This is a genomic window from Paraburkholderia antibiotica (assembly GCF_012927125.1).
In the GTDB taxonomy this organism is placed as follows: Bacteria; Pseudomonadota; Gammaproteobacteria; order Burkholderiales; family Burkholderiaceae; genus Paraburkholderia; species Paraburkholderia antibiotica.
The window spans coordinates 1-14,290 of record NZ_JABBFZ010000016.1 but is presented as its reverse complement, the minus strand read 5'-3'; the positions used below and the strand labels follow the sequence as shown (position 1 = coordinate 14,290).

Genomic DNA, 14,290 nt, shown 5'->3' with positions numbered 1-14,290 from the left:
AAAAAGCCGCTCAGTCGAAACTGAGCGGCTTTCGAGGCGGTTAAGCCGAGGCGGCGCAAGCCGCCCCAGGACTTATTCGCCCGAGTGCTGCTGTTCGGCAGCCGGGGCTTCCGGCGTACCGAAGTCGAACGACTCTTCCGCTGCGATCTGATCGAAACGCTCGCGGTCGGCCATTTCCTTGCTCTTGCGTGCCTTGTGGAACGCGAGACCCGTACCAGCCGGAATCAGACGGCCGACGATCACGTTTTCCTTCAGGCCACGCAGATCGTCGCGCTTGCCCATGATCGCCGCTTCGGTCAGCACGCGGGTCGTTTCCTGGAACGACGCCGCGGAGATGAACGAATCGGTCGACAGCGACGCCTTCGTGATACCGAGCAGCACGTTTTCGTACGTTGCCGGACGCTTGTCTTCCGCGATCATACGGTCGTTCTCGTCGAGCATGTCCGACCGCTCGACCTGTTCGCCCGGGATGAAACGCGTATCGCCGTTGTCCGTAATCTGCACGCGGCGCAGCATCTGACGCACGATCACTTCGATGTGCTTGTCGTTGATCTTCACGCCCTGCAGACGGTACACGTCCTGCACTTCGTCCACGATGTAACGCGACAGCGCTTCGACGCCCTGCAAACGCAGGATGTCGTGCGGATCCGCCGGCCCGTCGACGATCATTTCGCCCTTGTTGACGACCTGACCATCGTGCACCAGAACCTGCTTTTCCTTCGCGATCAGGAACTCGTGCTGGTTGCCCTCGAGGTCCGTGATAACGAGACGCTGCTTGCCCTTCGTGTCCTTACCGAACGACGTCGTACCCGTGACTTCCGCCAGGATACCTGCGTCCTTCGGCGAACGTGCTTCGAACAACTCCGCCACACGCGGCAGACCACCGGTAATGTCACGCGTCTTCTGCGATTCGGTCGGGATACGTGCGAGCACTTCACCGACCTGCACCTGCTGACCGTCCTTCACGGTGATCAGCGCGCCGACCTGGAAGCCGATCTGCACCGAGTGCTCGGTGTTCGGGATCTTCACTTCCTCGCCGTTCGCATCGAGCAGCTTGACCTGCGGACGCACCGTCTTCGACGCTTGCGAACCACGACGCTTCACGTCGATCACGACCAGCGTGGACAGACCCGTCACGTCGTCGATCTGCTTCGCGACCGTCACGCCTTCCTCGACGTTTTCGAACTTCACCGTACCGCCGTACTCGGTGATGATCGGACGCGTCATCGGATCCCACGTGGCCAGCTGCGTGCCCGCCTTGATCTGCGCACCGTCGAGCTGCAGCAGCGTCGCGCCGTACGGCACCTTGTGACGCTCGCGCTCGCGGCCGTGATCGTCGGTAATCATCGCTTCGCCCGAACGCGAGATGACGATCTGCTCGCCCTTCGCATTCGTCACGTAACGCATCGTCGACGTGAAACGCACCGTACCGTTCGACTTCGCTTCGACCGACGAAGCAACCGCCGCACGCGACGCCGCACCACCGATGTGGAACGTACGCATCGTCAGCTGCGTGCCCGGCTCACCGATCGACTGCGCAGCGATCACGCCGACTGCTTCGCCGACGTTGACCGACGAGCCACGGCCCAGGTCGCGACCGTAACAGGCCGCGCACAGACCGTAACGCGTTTCGCAGGTCAGCGGCGTGCGCACGCGCACTTCGTCGATGCCGAGACGTTCGATGTCTTCGACCGCGTCTTCGTCGAGCAGCGTGCCCGCTTCGAACAGCGTTTCCTGCGATTCCGGGTTGACGACGTCAGCCACGGTCACACGACCCAGAATACGGTCGCGCAGCGCTTCGACCACTTCACCGCCTTCGACCAGCGCCTTCATTGCCACGCCGTTCGACGTACCGCAATCTTCCTCGACGACGACCAGATCCTGCGTCACGTCGACGAGACGACGCGTCAGGTAACCCGAGTTCGCGGTCTTCAGTGCCGTATCAGCCAGACCCTTACGTGCACCGTGGGTCGAGATGAAGTACTGCAACACGTTCAGGCCTTCGCGGAAGTTCGCCGTAATCGGCGTCTCGATGATCGAGCCGTCCGGCTTCGCCATCAGGCCGCGCATACCGGCCAGCTGACGGATCTGAACCGCGGAACCACGAGCACCCGAGTCGGCCATCATGTAGATGGAGTTGAACGACTCCTGACGCGTCTGGTTGCCGTCGCGGTCCGTGACCGGTTCCGTCGACAGCTGCTCCATCATCGCCTTGCCGACCGCTTCCGACGTTGCCGACCAGATGTCGACCACGTTGTTGTAGCGCTCTTGCGACGTGACGAGACCCGACATGTACTGACGGTCGTATTCCTTCACCTTCTTCGCGGCGTCGCCGACGATGGTTTCCTTCTGCGGCGGCACGAGCATGTCGTCGACGCAGATCGAGATACCAGCGCGCGTTGCCAGACGGAAACCCGACTGCATCAACTGGTCGGCGAAAATCACCGTCTCGCGCAGACCGCACTTGCGGAACGCCGTGTTGATCAGACGCGAGATTTCCTTCTTCTTCAGCGGCTTGTTCAGCACCGAGAACGGCAGACCCGGCGGCAGAATTTCCGACAGGATCGAGCGGCCCACGGTCGTCGCGTACAGCGTGATCTTCGGCACGAATGCCGGCGCGCCTTCCGACTTGTCTTCGTTGTGGACCATTTCAGTGATCCGCACGTTGACGCGCGAGGCCAGCTCGACTTCCTTGTTCTCGTACGCGCGCAGCACTTCCGACACGCCCGTGAACGACAGGCCTTCGCCCTTGCCATTCACTGCTTCGCGGGTCGCGTAGTACAGACCGAGCACGATATCCTGCGACGGCACGATCGACGGATCGCCGTTAGCCGGGAACAGCACGTTGTTCGACGCCAGCATCAGCGTGCGCGCTTCCATCTGCGCTTCGAGCGACAGCGGCACGTGAACGGCCATCTGGTCACCGTCGAAGTCGGCGTTGAACGCCGCGCAAACGAGCGGGTGCAGCTGGATTGCCTTACCTTCGATCAGCACCGGCTCGAAAGCCTGGATACCGAGACGGTGCAGCGTCGGCGCACGGTTCAGCATGACCGGATGTTCGCGGATCACCTCTTCGAGGATGTCCCACACGACCGGCGTCTGGTTCTCGACTTCCTTCTTCGCAGCCTTGATGGTGGTAGCGACACCCATCACTTCGAGCTTGTTGAAGATGAACGGCTTGAACAGTTCGAGCGCCATCAGCTTCGGCAGACCGCACTGATGCAGCTTGAGCGTCGGGCCGACCACGATCACCGAACGACCCGAGTAGTCGACCCGCTTACCCAACAGGTTCTGACGGAAACGACCGCCCTTACCCTTGATCATGTCGGCGAGCGACTTCAGCGGACGCTTGTTCGCGCCGGTCATTGCCTTACCGCGACGACCGTTGTCGAGCAGCGAGTCGACGGCTTCCTGCAGCATCCGCTTTTCGTTGCGGACGATGATTTCAGGCGCCTTCAGCTCGAGCAGACGCTTCAACCGGTTGTTACGGTTGATCACGCGGCGATACAGGTCGTTCAGGTCCGAAGTCGCGAAACGGCCGCCGTCGAGCGGCACCAGCGGACGCAGTTCCGGCGGCAGCACCGGCAGCACTTCGAGGACCATCCAGTCCGGCTTGATGCCCGAACGCTGGAACGCCTCGAGCACCTTCAGGCGCTTCGCGTACTTCTTGATCTTCGCTTCCGAACCGGTGTTCTTCAGTTCCGTGCGCAGCAGTTCGACCTGCTCGTCGATGTTGATCGCGCGCAGCAGTTCACGGATACCTTCCGCGCCCATTTCAGCGCGGAATTCGTCACCGTATTCCTCGACCTTGTTGTAGTAATCCTCTTCGGTCATGATCTGACGCGCTTTCAGCGGCGTCATGCCCGGATCGATCACCACGTATGCTTCGAAGTACAGCACGCGCTCGATGTCGCGCAGCGTCATGTCGAGCACCATGCCCAGACGCGACGGCAGCGACTTCAGGAACCAGATGTGCGCAACCGGCGAGGCCAGTTCGATGTGGCCCATCCGTTCGCGACGCACCTTCGCGAGCGTCACTTCGACGCCGCACTTCTCGCAGATCACGCCACGGTGCTTCAGGCGCTTGTACTTGCCGCAAAGGCATTCGTAGTCCTTGATCGGACCGAAAATCTTCGCGCAGAACAGACCATCCCGCTCCGGCTTGAACGTGCGGTAGTTGATGGTTTCCGGCTTCTTGACTTCACCGAACGACCACGAACGGATCTTGTCCGGCGAGGCCAGACCGATCTTGATCGCATCAAAAACTTCAGGTTGTTGGACTTGCTTGAATAGATCGAGCAAAGCTTTCATCGCTTCTCTCCAGTAGTCCGATTAGTTCCGGTCCAGGTCGATGTCGATACCCAGCGACCGGATTTCCTTCACCAACACGTTGAACGACTCAGGCATGCCGGCATCGATCACGTGATCGCCCTTGACCAGGTTCTCGTACACCTTGGTCCGGCCCGTCACGTCGTCCGACTTCACCGTCAGCATTTCCTGCAGCACGTACGATGCGCCGTACGCTTCGAGCGCCCACACTTCCATTTCACCGAAACGCTGGCCACCGAACTGCGCCTTACCGCCCAACGGCTGCTGCGTGACGAGCGAGTACGGACCCGTGGAACGCGCGTGCATCTTGTCGTCGACCAGGTGGTGCAGCTTCAGGTAGTGCATGTAGCCGACCGTCACCGTACGTTCGAACATCTCGCCCGTGCGGCCGTCGTACAGACGCACCTGGTTCTTCGACGGCGTCATGCCGAGGTTTTCAGCGATGTCGTCCGGGAATGCCAGATCCAGCGCGCGCGACATTTCTTCTTCCGTCGCACCGTCGAACACCGGCGTTGCGAACGGCACGCCTTCGCGCAGGTTCTTCGCCAGCTCGAGGATTTCGTCGTCGCTGAAGTTGTCCAGCTCTTCGGCGCGGCCCGATTCGTTGTAGATCTTGATCAGGAATTCGCGCAGTTCAGCGATCTTCGCCTGACGCTGCAGCATTTCGCCGATACGCCAGCCGAGACCCTTCGCGGCCCAACCCAGATGCACTTCGAGAACCTGACCCACGTTCATCCGCGACGGCACGCCGAGCGGGTTCAGAACGACGTCAGCCGGACGGCCGTCGGCCATGTACGGCATGTCTTCGATCGGCACGATCTTCGACACGACACCCTTGTTACCGTGACGGCCTGCCATCTTGTCGCCAGGCTGCAGACGGCGCTTCACTGCCAGGTACACCTTGACCATCTTCAGCACGCCCGGCGGCAGTTCGTCGCCTTGCGTGAGCTTCTTGCGCTTCTCTTCGAAGGCCAGGTCGAACTGGTGACGCTTTTCTTCGATCGAGTTCTTGATCGCTTCGAGCTGCGCCGCTGCTTCTTCGTCCGCGAGGCGGATGTCGAACCAGTGGTAGTGATCCAGATCTTCCAGGTAAGCCTGTTCGATCTTCGTGCCCTTCGCGAGCTTCTTCGGACCGCCGTTCGCGACCTTGCCGTCGAGCATACGTGCGAGACGCTGGAACGCGTCGCCTTCCACGATGCGCAGCTGGTCGTTCAGGTCGAGGCGATAGCGCTTCAGTTCATCGTCGATGATCTGTTGAGCACGCTTGTCGCGCTGGATGCCTTCGCGCGTGAACACCTGCACGTCGATCACGGTACCGCTCATGCCCGACGGCACGCGCAGCGACGTGTCCTTCACGTCAGATGCCTTCTCGCCGAAGATCGCGCGCAGCAGCTTTTCTTCCGGCGTCAGCTGGGTTTCGCCCTTCGGCGTGACCTTACCGACCAGCACGTCGCCCGCTTCGACTTCCGCGCCGATGTACACGATGCCCGACTCGTCGAGACGGCCAAGCTGCACTTCAGCGAGGTTCGAGATGTCGCGCGTGATTTCTTCCGGTCCGAGCTTCGTGTCGCGTGCAACGACGTTCAGTTCTTCGATGTGGATCGACGTGTAACGATCGTCCGCAACGACCTTCTCCGAGATCAGGATCGAGTCTTCGAAGTTGTAGCCGTTCCACGGCATGAACGCGATCAGCATGTTCTGGCCGAGCGCGAGCTCGCCCAGATCGGTCGATGCGCCGTCAGCCAGCACGTCGCCACGCGCAACCTTGTCGCCCATCTTCACGATCGGACGCTGGTTGATGTTCGTGTTCTGGTTCGAACGTGTGTACTTGATGAGGTTGTAGATATCCACACCAACTTCACCAGCAACCGCTTCGTCGTCGTTCACACGAATCACGATACGGCCTGCGTCGACGTAATCGACCACACCGCCACGCAGTGCCTGAACCGTCGTACCCGAGTCGACCGCAACCGTGCGCTCGATGCCCGTACCGACGACCGGCTTTTCCGGACGCAGACACGGCACAGCCTGACGCTGCATGTTCGAACCCATCAACGCGCGGTTCGCGTCGTCGTGCTCTAGGAACGGAATCAGCGAAGCTGCCACCGACACGATCTGCGACGGCGCCACGTCCATGTACTGGATGCGGTCCGGCGTAACCATCAGCGTTTCGCCCGCTTCACGCGACGACACGAGTTCGTCGGTCAGCGTACCGTCGTCGGCCACTGCCGCGTTCGCCTGAGCGATCACGTAACGACCTTCTTCGATCGCCGACAGATAGTCGATCTGGTCGGTCACCTTGCCGTCCGCAACCTTGCGATACGGCGTTTCGAGGAAGCCGTATTCGTTCAGGTGCGCGTACAGAGCGAGCGAGTTGATCAGACCGATGTTCGGACCTTCCGGCGTTTCGATCGGGCACACGCGGCCGTAGTGGGTCGGGTGCACGTCGCGGACTTCGAAGCCTGCGCGTTCGCGCGTCAGACCGCCCGGGCCCAGTGCGGAAACACGACGCTTGTGCGTGATTTCCGACAGCGGGTTGGTCTGGTCCATAAACTGCGACAGCTGCGACGAACCGAAGAACTCGCGAATCGCCGACGAAATCGGCTTCGAGTTGATCAGGTCGTGCGGCATCAGGTTTTCGCTTTCTGCCTGACCGAGGCGTTCCTTCACGGCACGTTCGACACGCACGAGACCCGCGCGGAACTGGTTCTCCGCGAGTTCGCCGACGCAACGCACACGACGGTTGCCGAGGTGGTCGATGTCGTCCACTTCGCCCTTGCCGTTACGCAACTCGACGAGGATCTTGATCGTCGCGAGGATGTCGTCGTCCAGCAGCGTCATCGGACCGACGATTTCGTCACGGCCGACGCGGCGGTTGAACTTCATACGACCGACCTTCGACAGGTCGTACGCTTCTTCGCTGTAGAACAGACGGTTGAACAGAGCTTCGACCGCTTCTTCGGTCGGCGGCTCGCCCGGGCGCATCATGCGGTAGATCGCGATGCGCGCGGCCATCTTGTCGGCCGTTTCATCGATACGCAGCGTCGACGAGATGTACGGACCCTGGTCCAGATCGTTCGTGTAGAGCGTCTGGATGTCCTTGATCTTCGCTTCGCGCAGCTTGTCGAGCACGGTTTCGGTGATTTCGTCGTTCGCGTTCGCGATGACTTCGCCGGTATCACCGTCGATCACGTTCTTCGCGAGCACGCGGCCGAGCAGGTAGTCTTCCGGCACCGAGATGAACTTGGTCTTCGCGTTGTCGAGATCGCGAATGTGCTTGGCGTTGATCCGCTTGTCCTTCTGGACGATCACGTTGCCGTCACGGTCCGTGATGTCGAAACGCGCGACTTCACCACGCAGACGCTCCGGCACGAATTCCATCTGCGCGCCTTCCGGCATCAGCGTGAAATTATCGAACACGAAGAAGTTTGCGAGGATCTGTTCCGGCGTGAGGCCAATTGCCTTCAGCAGGATCGTGACCGGCATCTTGCGGCGACGGTCGACGCGGAAGTACAGCACGTCCTTCGGGTCGAACTCGAAGTCGAGCCACGAACCGCGGTAAGGAATGATACGTGCCGAGAACAGGAGCTTGCCCGAGCTGTGCGTCTTGCCCTTGTCGTGTTCGAAGAACACGCCCGGCGAACGATGCAGCTGGGAAACGATCACACGTTCCGTGCCGTTGATGACGAACGAACCGGTCGGCGTCATGAGCGGAATTTCGCCCATGTACACTTCCTGTTCCTTCACTTCCTTGACGACCGGCTTGCTCGGCGATTCCTTGTCGAGCAGTACCAGACGCACTTTGGCGCGCAGCGCCGAGCAGTACGTCAGGCCGCGCTGCTGACATTCCTTGATGTTGAATGCCGGCGGCGACAGCATGTAGCTGACGAACTCCAGACGCGCGAAGCCGTTATGTGAAACGATCGGGAAAACGGAAGTAAACGCAGCCTGCAGGCCTTCCGGCTTGCGTTGCGTGGACGACGTATCTGCTTGCAGAAACGTGCTGAATGATTCAAGCTGGGTAGCCAGCAGGAAAGGTACTTGGTGAACGATGGGGCGTTTCGCAAAACTCTTGCGAATACGCTTCTTCTCGGTGAAGGAATATTGCATACGATCTCCGAATCACGGCGGGCATAGTTGTCGAGGCAGGGTACCTTGATGAGACAACCCGAGTGTTCACCGACTGAGACCCGATGGCCGTCCGATGGCTTGAACGAGCCTAGAAGCTTGGTGGTTGGCCGCTACCAACCGCTGGCTGACGGCAGCGGATGCCTGTGTTGCCCGCTACCCGACCAAACTTGCCTTCTGCAGTCGCTTCAGAAGACAAAGAGAAACGCCGGTCAATGTTGCCGATTGGCGATTTTCTTTGGCTTCTGGGGTCACATTCTTGCCGGCTAGCACCTGCAAAAACGTAGCCCCCACAAAGCACAAAAAGGCCGGCGGTGAAAAACCGCCAGCCTTCGCACAGCGCGTTGAAACTTACTTGACTTCAACCTTCGCGCCGGCTTCTTCCAGCTTCTTCTTGGCTTCTTCAGCAGCAACCTTGGGCACCGCTTCCTTAACGGGCTTCGGTGCGCCGTCGACCAGGTCCTTCGCTTCCTTCAGGCCGAGACCCGTCAGTTCGCGAACAGCCTTAATGACCGAAACCTTGTTTGCACCGGCTTCAGTCAGGATGACCGTGAATTCGGTCTGCTCTTCAGCTGCAGCAGCGCCGCCGCCTGCACCTGCCGGGCCTGCCACTGCAACAGCAGCTGCCGACACGCCAAACTTCTCTTCGAACGCCTTAACCAGTTCGTTCAGTTCCAGAACCGACATCGAGCCTACGGCTTCGAGGATGTCTTCTTTTGCGATTGCCATTTGAAATACTCCTAAATTGAATTCGGATACAGCCAGCGATCAATCACGCTCGACTGAAGTGCATTACGCAGCGGTTTCTTCGCCTTGTTTCTTTTCTGCCAGCGCGGCCAGAGCGCGCGCAAAGCCAGAAACAGGAGCCTGCATAACGTACAACAGCTTGGAGAGCAGTTCTTCGCGGCTCGGGATGCTTGCCAGCGCTTGCACGCCAGCTTTGTCCATCACCTTGCCTTCGTAGGAACCAGCCTTGATGACCAACTTGTCATTGCTCTTGCTGAAGTCGTTGACGACCTTAGCAGCAGCAATTGCATCTTCCGAGATGCCGTAGATCAGGGGGCCAGTCATCTGCTCTGCCAGCGGAGCAAACGGGGTACCTTCGACAGCGCGACGCGCCAGCGTGTTCTTCAACACACGAAGATAAACCTGTTGCTCACGCGCTTTCGCGCGCAGCTTGGTCAGATCGCCAACCGCAATTCCACGATACTCAGCCAGAACCACGGTCTGAGCTTTCGCGACTTGCGCGGCAACCTCAGCGACGACGGCCTGCTTGCTTTCTTTGTTGAGTGGCACGGTTAACCTCCAGATTCGATACACGCAGCGTGCGCCTTGTGTACCGCGTTCAATAACGGCGTCCGACCAGTCAGGAGTATTTCGACCGCTTGAGCTCCACATTGCTGCGGATATCCAACGGCTTCATCACTACAAAACTTTTTCGGGTTCGCCATCTGCGTTGGCTTTACATTAAGGACTCGCCTACCTGCTGCGTGCCCGCCAACGGTCTTTGACAACCGGTTGTGCGATGCAGACTGCCACCTCACAACCGCCCAAAGCCCATAAAGACCGCCCCAGCCAGAACCGGAGCGGCAAATTCTTTACTGCGCTGCGATCGACGTTTGGTCGACGCGAACGCCAACACCCATCGTGCTCGACAGAGCAACCTTGCGCAGGTACACGCCCTTGCTCGTTGCCGGCTTTGCTTTTTGCAGCGCTTCGATCAGCGCGCTCAGATTGCTACGCAGAGCTGCAGCTTCGAACGAAGCACGGCCGATGGTCGCGTGGATGATACCGGCCTTGTCGACACGGAATTGCACCTGACCAGCCTTGGCGTTCTTGACCGCAGTCGCGACGTCCGGCGTAACCGTACCGACCTTCGGGTTCGGCATGAGGCCGCGCGGGCCGAGGATCTGACCGAGCGTACCGACGATACGCATCGTGTCCGGCGAAGCGATCACGATGTCGAAGTCGAGATTGCCGGCCTTGACCTGTTCTGCCAGGTCTTCCATACCGACGACTTCTGCGCCAGCTGCACGAGCCTGCTCAGCCTTTTCGCCCTGTGCGAACACAGCGACGCGGACCGACTTACCGGTACCAGCGGGCAGCACGACCGAACCGCGAACCACCTGGTCCGACTTCTTCGCATCGATGCCGAGCTGAACTGCAACGTCGATCGACTCGTCGAACTTTGCGCTTGCGCATTCCTTCACGAGCGACAGAGCGTCTTCGAGCGGGTACAGCTTCTGACGATCAACCTTAGCTGCAAATGCTTGCAGACGCTTCGAAAGCTTAGCCATTTACACGCCCTCCACGGTGATGCCCATCGAGCGGGCGCTACCAGCGATCGTACGAACCGCTGCGTCCAGATCAGCAGCCGTCAGATCGGGCATCTTGGTCTTGGCGATATCTTCAGCTTGAGCACGGGTGATCTTGCCGACCTTGTCGGTATGCGGCTTGCTCGAACCCTTCTCGAGCTTCGCTGCCTTCTTGATCAGAACCGTAGCCGGCGGCGTCTTCAGCACGAACGTGAAGCTCTTGTCCGCGAATGCCGTGATCACGACAGGAATCGGCAGACCCGGTTCCATTGCCTGAGTCTGCGCGTTGAACGCCTTGCAGAACTCCATGATGTTCAGGCCGCGTTGGCCCAGTGCCGGACCGACCGGCGGCGACGGGTTGGCTTTACCTGCAGGAATCTGCAGCTTGATAAAGCCGATGATTTTCTTTGCCATCTTGAGAACCTCTTTGGAACGCCGGATGCGTGATGCGGACGTTCAGTGAGTAGTAGCGCGTGTTCGCCGAAAAAACTGGCTAGTTACGCTCCTCAACGGTCATTACGCGGACCGTAAGCGCGAAATACGGAACGCACCATGCGGTGCGTTCCGTAGAATTCTGATTTACAGCTTTTCGACCTGGCCAAATTCCAGCTCGACCGGCGTTGCGCGGCCGAAGATCGTAACGGAAACACGGACTCGCGATTTTTCGTAGTTCACTTCTTCGACGCTGCCGTTGAAATCAGTGAACGGACCTTCCTTCACCCGCACCATCTCGCCTACTTCAAACAGGGTCTTCGGGCGCGGCTTCTCCACGCCTTCCTGCATCTGCGACATGATTTTCTCAACTTCCCGAGGGGAAATCGGGCTCGGGCGATTACGCGCTCCGCCAACAAAACCGGTCACCTTTGCCGTGTTCTTCACGAGGTGCCACGTTTCGTCTGTCATTTCCATTTCAACCAGCACATAGCCGGGAAAGAAACGACGTTCTGTCACTGATTTGTGACCGCCTTTCACCTCGACAACTTCTTCAGTAGGAACGAGAATCTGGCCAAACTGGTCTTGCATACCGGCACGCTCGATACGCTCCTGAAGCGCTCGTTGCACGCTCTTCTCCATGCCGGAGTAGGCGTGCACCACGTACCAACGTTTACCGCTCGGGGATGCCGGAGTATCGCTCATATCATTTCCAACCCAGAATCACCGAGAAAATCGCCCATTCGATGGATTTATCACTAATCCACAGAAAGATCGCCATCACGACCACGAAGCCAAACACCACGAGCGTTGTCTGGGTCGCCTCTTTGCGAGTAGGCCAAACAACCTTACGGACTTCTTTGTACGAGTCTTTGGCGAAAGCGATAAAACCCTTGCCAGGCGCAGAGAGAAGACCGACTGCAACACCCGCGATCGCACCAACAGCCAAGGCGGCTCCGCGGATGTACCATTCCTGGCCATTCAGCCAGAAGAACCCCACGAACCCGGCCAAGACCAGCAACACACCTAGGGCCAACATCAACTTGTCGCCAGATGCATTTACAGTTTCGACGGAAGGATTCGCCATAACACCTTAACGAAGCGCCACTACGACGCGATAGTTGGCAGGGGCAGAGGGAATCGAACCCCCAACCTTCGGTTTTGGAGACCGACGCTCTGCCAGTTGAGCTATGCCCCTAAACCATTTGGGGTTGACGACACCGCCAACCCCGATACAACCGATTATCGAGAACTGTCTGGCGTTACTCGAGAATCTTTGCAACCACACCAGCGCCGACCGTACGGCCGCCTTCGCGAATTGCGAAACGCAGACCTTCTTCCATCGCGATCGGGTTGATCAGCTTCACCGTGATCGACACGTTGTCGCCCGGCATGACCATTTCCTTGTCCTTCGGCAGCTCGATCGAGCCCGTCACGTCCGTCGTACGGAAGTAGAACTGCGGACGGTAGTTGTTGAAGAATGGCGTATGACGGCCACCTTCGTCCTTGCTCAGCACGTACACTTCAGCCGTGAAGTGCGTGTGCGGGTTGATCGAGCCCGGCTTCGCCAGAACCTGACCACGCTCCACGTCTTCACGCTTCGTGCCGCGCAGCAGGATACCAACGTTGTCGCCTGCCTGACCCTGGTCGAGCAGCTTGCGGAACATTTCCACGCCCGTGCAGGTCGTCTTCGCCGTCGCCTTGATACCGACGATTTCGATTTCTTCGCCGACCTTGATGATGCCGCGCTCAACGCGACCCGTCACCACCGTGCCGCGACCCGAGATCGAGAACACGTCTTCCACCGGCATCAGGAACGCACCGTCAACCGCGCGCTCCGGCGTCGGGATGTACGTGTCCAGTGCGTCGGCCAGGCTCATGATCGCCACTTCGCCCAGCTCGCCCTTGTCGCCTTCCAGCGCCAGCTTGGCCGAACCCTTGATGATCGGCGTGTCGTCGCCCGGGAAGTCGTACTTCGACAGAAGTTCGCGAACTTCCATTTCGACGAGTTCCAGCAGCTCAGCGTCGTCCACCATGTCGCACTTGTTCAGGAACACGATGATGTACGGAACGCCAACCTGACGCGCCAGCAGGATGTGCTCACGCGTTTGCGGCATCGGGCCGTCTGCAGCCGAGCACACCAGGATTGCGCCGTCCATCTGCGCTGCGCCCGTGATCATGTTCTTCACGTAGTCAGCGTGGCCCGGGCAGTCGACGTGTGCGTAGTGGCGGTTAGCCGTTTCGTACTCGACGTGCGCAGTGTTGATGGTAATACCACGTGCCTTTTCTTCCGGTGCTGCGTCGATCTGGTCGTATGCCTTCGCTTCGCCGCCGAACTTCTGCGTCAGAACCGTCGTGATCGCTGCCGTCAGCGTGGTCTTGCCGTGGTCAACGTGACCGATCGTGCCCACGTTCACGTGCGGCTTGGTCCGCTCAAACTTACCCTTGGCCATTTTCGACTCCTAAGAGGATTTTCCGTACGTTGCGCTGGGCGCAAACAATCACTGAGTACTTCTGGTGCCCATGGGCAGGATCGAACTGCCGACCTCTCCCTTACCAAGGGAGTGCTCTACCACTGAGCCACATGGGCGCTACTTCGTTGTTGCTGGAGCGGGTGAAGGGAATCGAACCCTCGTCGTAAGCTTGGAAGGCTTCTGCTCTACCATTGAGCTACACCCGCAAGGTCATGGATTCCCAACAACTGCTACAGCTTGCATTCTGGTGGAGGAGGTTGGATTCGAACCAACGTAGGCGTAAGCCAACAGATTTACAGTCTGCCCCCTTTAGCCACTCGGGCACCCCTCCGCAGAGAACTGATGATTATGGGGGAACAACAACTTTTTGTCAAGGCCTGCTTGACCGTTCCAAACCCAACGTTCTCACTTATATGTAGTGATTCCAGTCCTGCCGTAAACGCAAAAACCCCACCTTTTCGGGGTGGGGTTTCTGACTGAGGAGAAGCCTGACGATTACCTACTTTCACACGGGCAATCCGCACTATCATCGGCGTAGAGTCGTTTCACGGTCCTGTTCGGGATGGGAAGGGGTGGGACCGACTCGCTATGGTCATCAGGCATGACTTGTTG

The 14,290-nt window shown here is 59.2% G+C and carries 9 protein-coding genes, 4 tRNA genes and 1 rRNA gene; all 14 read right to left on the bottom strand.

The genetic code is table 11. The features are described 5' to 3' along the window. Positions 1-72: 72 nt before the first annotated feature. Entirely contained in the window at positions 73-4,311 is a 4,239-nt protein-coding gene (gene rpoC, locus HHL14_RS23155) for a DNA-directed RNA polymerase subunit beta' (protein ID WP_169499941.1), read from the bottom strand. A 21-nt stretch (positions 4,312-4,332) separates the two neighbouring features. Continuing rightward, entirely contained in the window at positions 4,333-8,439 is a 4,107-nt protein-coding gene (gene rpoB, locus HHL14_RS23150; RefSeq protein WP_169499940.1) for a DNA-directed RNA polymerase subunit beta, read from the bottom strand. Between the two features lie 369 nt (positions 8,440-8,808). Continuing rightward, positions 8,809-9,186: a 50S ribosomal protein L7/L12 gene (gene rplL, locus HHL14_RS23145; protein WP_169499939.1), complete on the bottom strand. Its 378-nt coding sequence runs from the start codon at positions 9,184-9,186 to the stop codon at positions 8,809-8,811. A gap of 63 nt (positions 9,187-9,249) precedes the next feature. Continuing rightward, on the bottom strand, positions 9,250-9,753 hold the full coding sequence (rplJ, locus tag HHL14_RS23140) for a 50S ribosomal protein L10 (protein WP_169499938.1): 504 nt from the start codon (positions 9,751-9,753) through the stop codon (positions 9,250-9,252). Between the two features lie 302 nt (positions 9,754-10,055). Beyond that, positions 10,056-10,754: a 50S ribosomal protein L1 gene (rplA, locus tag HHL14_RS23135; RefSeq protein WP_169499937.1), complete on the bottom strand. Its 699-nt coding sequence runs from the start codon at positions 10,752-10,754 to the stop codon at positions 10,056-10,058. Next, positions 10,755-11,186 (bottom strand): 50S ribosomal protein L11, encoded by a 432-nt coding sequence (rplK, locus tag HHL14_RS23130; protein WP_169499936.1) that lies wholly within the window; start codon positions 11,184-11,186, stop codon positions 10,755-10,757. Positions 11,187-11,351: 165 nt separating this feature from the next. Then, positions 11,352-11,909, bottom strand: a complete 558-nt coding sequence (nusG, locus tag HHL14_RS23125) for a transcription termination/antitermination protein NusG (RefSeq protein ID WP_075303275.1) — start codon at positions 11,907-11,909, stop codon at positions 11,352-11,354. 1 nt (position 11,910) lies between these two features. Further along, on the bottom strand, positions 11,911-12,291 hold the full coding sequence (gene secE / locus HHL14_RS23120; protein ID WP_169499935.1) for a preprotein translocase subunit SecE: 381 nt from the start codon (positions 12,289-12,291) through the stop codon (positions 11,911-11,913). A gap of 35 nt (positions 12,292-12,326) precedes the next feature. Further along, positions 12,327-12,402 (bottom strand) — tRNA-Trp (locus HHL14_RS23115). Between the two features lie 64 nt (positions 12,403-12,466). Then, on the bottom strand, positions 12,467-13,657 hold the full coding sequence (gene tuf, locus HHL14_RS23110; protein WP_169499934.1) for an elongation factor Tu: 1,191 nt from the start codon (positions 13,655-13,657) through the stop codon (positions 12,467-12,469). Between the two features lie 62 nt (positions 13,658-13,719). Then, positions 13,720-13,794 (bottom strand) — tRNA-Thr (locus tag HHL14_RS23105). Between the two features lie 16 nt (positions 13,795-13,810). Beyond that, positions 13,811-13,884, bottom strand: a tRNA-Gly gene (locus HHL14_RS23100). Between the two features lie 39 nt (positions 13,885-13,923). Beyond that, positions 13,924-14,009: transfer RNA gene (locus HHL14_RS23095), tRNA-Tyr, on the bottom strand. Between the two features lie 155 nt (positions 14,010-14,164). After that, positions 14,165-14,278: ribosomal RNA gene (gene rrf / locus HHL14_RS23090) — 5S ribosomal RNA — on the bottom strand. Positions 14,279-14,290: the final 12 nt, after the last annotated feature.

Excerpts from the sequence above, each read along its gene's own strand:
- rpoB (WP_169499940.1), bottom strand. The coding sequence starts at position 8,439 with ATGCAATATTCCTTCACCGAGAAGAAGCGTATTCGCAAGAGTTTTGCG.
- tuf (WP_169499934.1), bottom strand. The coding sequence starts at position 13,657 with ATGGCCAAGGGTAAGTTTGAGCGGACCAAGCCGCACGTGAACGTGGGC.
- rplK (WP_169499936.1), bottom strand. The coding sequence starts at position 11,186 with ATGGCAAAGAAAATCATCGGCTTTATCAAGCTGCAGATTCCTGCAGGT.
- rpoC (WP_169499941.1), bottom strand. The coding sequence starts at position 4,311 with ATGAAAGCTTTGCTCGATCTATTCAAGCAAGTCCAACAACCTGAAGTT.
- secE (WP_169499935.1), bottom strand. The coding sequence starts at position 12,291 with ATGGCGAATCCTTCCGTCGAAACTGTAAATGCATCTGGCGACAAGTTG.
- nusG (WP_075303275.1), bottom strand. The coding sequence starts at position 11,909 with ATGAGCGATACTCCGGCATCCCCGAGCGGTAAACGTTGGTACGTGGTG.
- rplL (WP_169499939.1), bottom strand. The coding sequence starts at position 9,186 with ATGGCAATCGCAAAAGAAGACATCCTCGAAGCCGTAGGCTCGATGTCG.
- rplA (WP_169499937.1), bottom strand. The coding sequence starts at position 10,754 with ATGGCTAAGCTTTCGAAGCGTCTGCAAGCATTTGCAGCTAAGGTTGAT.